General features: G+C 59.5%; 4 protein-coding genes. 2 read left to right on the top strand and 2 right to left on the bottom strand.

Features of this window, described 5'->3' with window-relative positions:
• Positions 1 to 699: sulfite exporter TauE/SafE family protein (locus tag CW742_RS09515; RefSeq protein ID WP_292419641.1), on the bottom strand; the 699-nt coding region annotated here is incomplete at its 3' end.
• Between the two features lie 67 nt (positions 700 to 766).
• On the opposite strand from CW742_RS09515, the gene CW742_RS09510 reads away from it, so the two are divergent.
• Entirely contained in the window at positions 767 to 1,333 is a 567-nt protein-coding gene (locus CW742_RS09510; protein ID WP_292419638.1) for a cysteine hydrolase family protein, read from the top strand.
• A gap of 47 nt (positions 1,334 to 1,380) precedes the next feature.
• Here CW742_RS09510 and CW742_RS09505 read toward each other — a convergent pair whose 3' ends face one another.
• A complete protein-coding gene (locus CW742_RS09505; RefSeq protein ID WP_292419635.1) occupies positions 1,381 to 1,752 on the bottom strand; it encodes a hypothetical protein in 372 nt (123 codons plus the stop codon).
• Between the two features lie 144 nt (positions 1,753 to 1,896).
• Between CW742_RS09505 and CW742_RS09500 the strand changes: the two genes are divergently transcribed.
• Positions 1,897 to 3,159, top strand: a 1,263-nt coding sequence (locus CW742_RS09500; protein ID WP_292419633.1) for a class I adenylate-forming enzyme family protein, incomplete at its 3' end; no start/stop codon positions are given.

Genomic DNA, 3,159 nt, shown 5'->3' with positions numbered 1-3,159 from the left:
AGACGGGGAGGGTCTTGCGGCAAGAACGCGACAGTGCGACAGCTCAACGTCCCGGCTCGAGTCTGGCGCACGCCCGCGCAACCCGATCCCGTTGGCAATGTACGCCACCATGGCCCCTGCGCAAGAGAAGCTACGGCAGGCTGAGGGGGTTCCCCCTGCACGGTGAATCGGATACCCGAGCAGGATGACAAGGATCGGCACCAGAAGGGCCCCGCCCCCGAGCCCGGTCAGTCCCGAGAGGACGCCGATCAAAAACCCGATCAGGAGATACTGCCCCGTGGTCCCATGGGGCTCGCAGACCGTGCAGTTACGGATATGCCAGACCATCCGGACTGCCATGATCAGGAGAAAGATGGCAAAGAATACCCGGAGCACAAAGCCCGGCAGATAAGCTGCCAGCGTGCCCCCGAAAAGACCGCCGAAAACCGCGGCGCAGCCCATCGGCACGGCAGCCTTCCAGTCCACCACCCCGTGTTTATGGTGGGCGAGCGCACCGCTGATCATGGTGGGGATGATCACCGCAAGAGAGGTGCCAAAGGCAATGCGGGTTGCGAGCGTGGTGTCCATGCCGCCGGCCGAATAAAGCCAGAACTGGACTGGTGTCATCAGGGATCCTCCCCCGACACCAAAGAGCCCCGACTCCGTTCCGGCGATAATTCCTGTTACTGCAAGGCAGGCATACTGGAAGAGGGGATCCATGGAGGGCACCGGATTCGGTGCAGAATTATTATCTGCCGGATATCAATAGTCTAACGGGGAACATGCAATGGAACGACCGGCACTTTTGATCATCGACATGCAGAACGATTTCGTTTGTGAGGGCAGCCCGTACCGGGTGGCAGGGGCGTCAGCAGTAATCCCGAAGATCCAGGAAGTTCTTGCAGAATTCCGGAAACGGAAGCTCCCCGTCTTTCACATCCTCCGCATCCACAGGCAGGATGGGTCCGACGTGGAGATCATCCGGCAGGAGAAATTCAAAAAGTTGCCCTTTGCCGTGGCGGGCACGAATGGTGCAGCAGTCATCGATGAACTGGCTCCACGTTCCGGAGAGTTTATTCTCACGAAAACGCGGATGAGCGCGTTCATCGGCACGGAACTTGACCTGATGCTCCGCACGCTCGGCGTCACGACCGTGTTTGTCACCGGCATCCAGACTCCCAACTGCATACGAACAACTGTCTTCGACGCGATTGCCTACAATTACCCGGCCGTGCTGGTTGACGACGCGGTGGGTGCGGCGACAGAAGAGATCCACCAGGCCAACCTGCGCGACATGGAGAATATCGGCGTCCGTGTTGTCACGAGTACCGATGTCCCGGGGTTTCTGAGCTAAAAAATAAAGAACCGGATGAAATGGGGAGATCCCGTGAGCGGGGATTCTTATTCGCAGTAAATATCACTGGCCCATTCTTCGACAATCTTTCTCGGGGGCCGGCCGCCCCGGTGGTGCCGGCGCGGCTGGGAGGAGCGATCGTGTCCCTTCTCGTCCTCACCCGCATCGCTGTCCTCGGGCTTCGCTCCCGTTTCAGCGGGGGTTTCCTGCTGCGGCCGCGGGGGATGATCCCTCCGGAAATGGTGGCGCTGCCCTCCCGGGTGACGACCCTGGGACGGGGCACGGTCCCTGTGGTCATGCCGTCGCCGCTGCCCGGACTGCTGTTGCGCCCGCGGGTCTGCCTGCCGGGATTCTGCCGGCTGCTGCGTGGCATCCGGGCGGGATTCTGTCTTCTGTGGCTGGTTTGTCTCTTCCGCCATGATTGTCTGGCAGATACATCGGGCCAGAGAGAAGAAATAGTTTGGCATCGCTGCCCGTTCTGCTGCTTTCTTGGGGAAACGGGGAACAGATAATGAACAACTATATACATCAGCGCCCAATTTTGTAAAAACGGACGTTATTGTATGTCCAATGTTACCACTCTCCTGGATGCAAAGAGCGTTCCCGAAGCCAAGGCTGCCCTCATCTGTCCGTCGCGGAACGAGACGTACAGCTACAGGATGCTCCGGGACGAGATGAACCGGGTTGGCGCAGGTCTTCTCTCGCTTGGGATCAGGAAAGGCGACCGGGTCTGCATCTACCTTGACAGTTCTCCTGAATACCTGGTCAGCTACTTTGCAATCTGGAGGATTGGTGCTGTTGCAGTACCGACAAATATCGTTTATCGCGGGGAAGAGCTCCTGCATGTCCTGAATGATGCCGGTGCCATTGCGGTCATCACGGACCGGCAGGATGCCCCGGTCATTGCCGGGATCCGGAAGAACGCCCCCAACCTCGTCCATGTCATCTGTATCGGGGGAGACCGCGAGGGCACGATTGCCTGGGAGTCATTCCCCGCGGCTCCTCTGAACATGCGGGCGGAGAACTGCTCGACAGAGGATATCTGCCATATCCAGTACACGGCCGGGACAACCGGGAGGCCGAAAGGTGCAATGCTCACGCACGGTAACTGGATGACCGCGCTCGATACAGAACGGGATGCCCTCCGGCTCCGCCCGGTTGATACCTACCTTGGCATCTATCCCATGGGGCATGTCGGGCTCTCGTGGGGTCTTTCGGTGATACGGGCCGGCGGCACCTATGTCATGATGGAGCGGTTCGATCTCGAACGGTATCTCTCTCTTGCGTTATTGTATGAGGTGACGATCCTTGCCGGCATGCCCCCGGTCATCCATTCGCTCGTCCATGCAGCGCCGGGGACCGAGGAGCGGCTCCGCCATGCCCGCGTGATGATCTCAGGGGGCGGGGGGCTCCTCCCCTCGGTCTGGGAAGCGTTCGATAAGCGCTACCATATTCCGGTTGCAAACTCCTACGGCCTCTCCGAGACGATCGTCATCGGTTCCGGGACAACAACGCTGCCCGAGTATCCCCACCTTACCAAGAATTTCACGAGTGTTGGCGTTGCCGTCGGGTATACGGAGATCAGGATCGTGGATACAAATGATCCGGAGAAAGAGCTGCCGTACGGCGAGAGCGGGGAGATCGCCCTCCGCGGGCCTGCCGTTGCAAAGGGGTACTGGAACCTGCCCGATGCGACAAGGGATGTCTTCCGGCCCGACGGCTGGTTTTTAACCGGGGACATCGGAAATCTTGACGCGGACGGTATCCTCTGCATCACCGACCGGAAAAAGGACATGATCATCATGTCCGGCTGGAAGATTTACCCG

This window comes from Methanoregula sp., from assembly GCF_002835825.1.
Taxonomy (GTDB): Archaea; Halobacteriota; Methanomicrobia; order Methanomicrobiales; family Methanospirillaceae; genus Methanoregula.
The sequence above is the reverse complement of the archived record's forward strand: the minus strand, read 5'-3'. Positions and strand labels throughout refer to the sequence as shown.

Coding starts and splice junctions, on each gene's coding strand:
- CW742_RS09510 (WP_292419638.1), top strand. CDS start 767: ATGGAACGACCGGCACTTTTGATCATCGACATGCAGAACGATTTCGTT.
- CW742_RS09505 (WP_292419635.1), bottom strand. CDS start 1,752: ATGGCGGAAGAGACAAACCAGCCACAGAAGACAGAATCCCGCCCGGAT.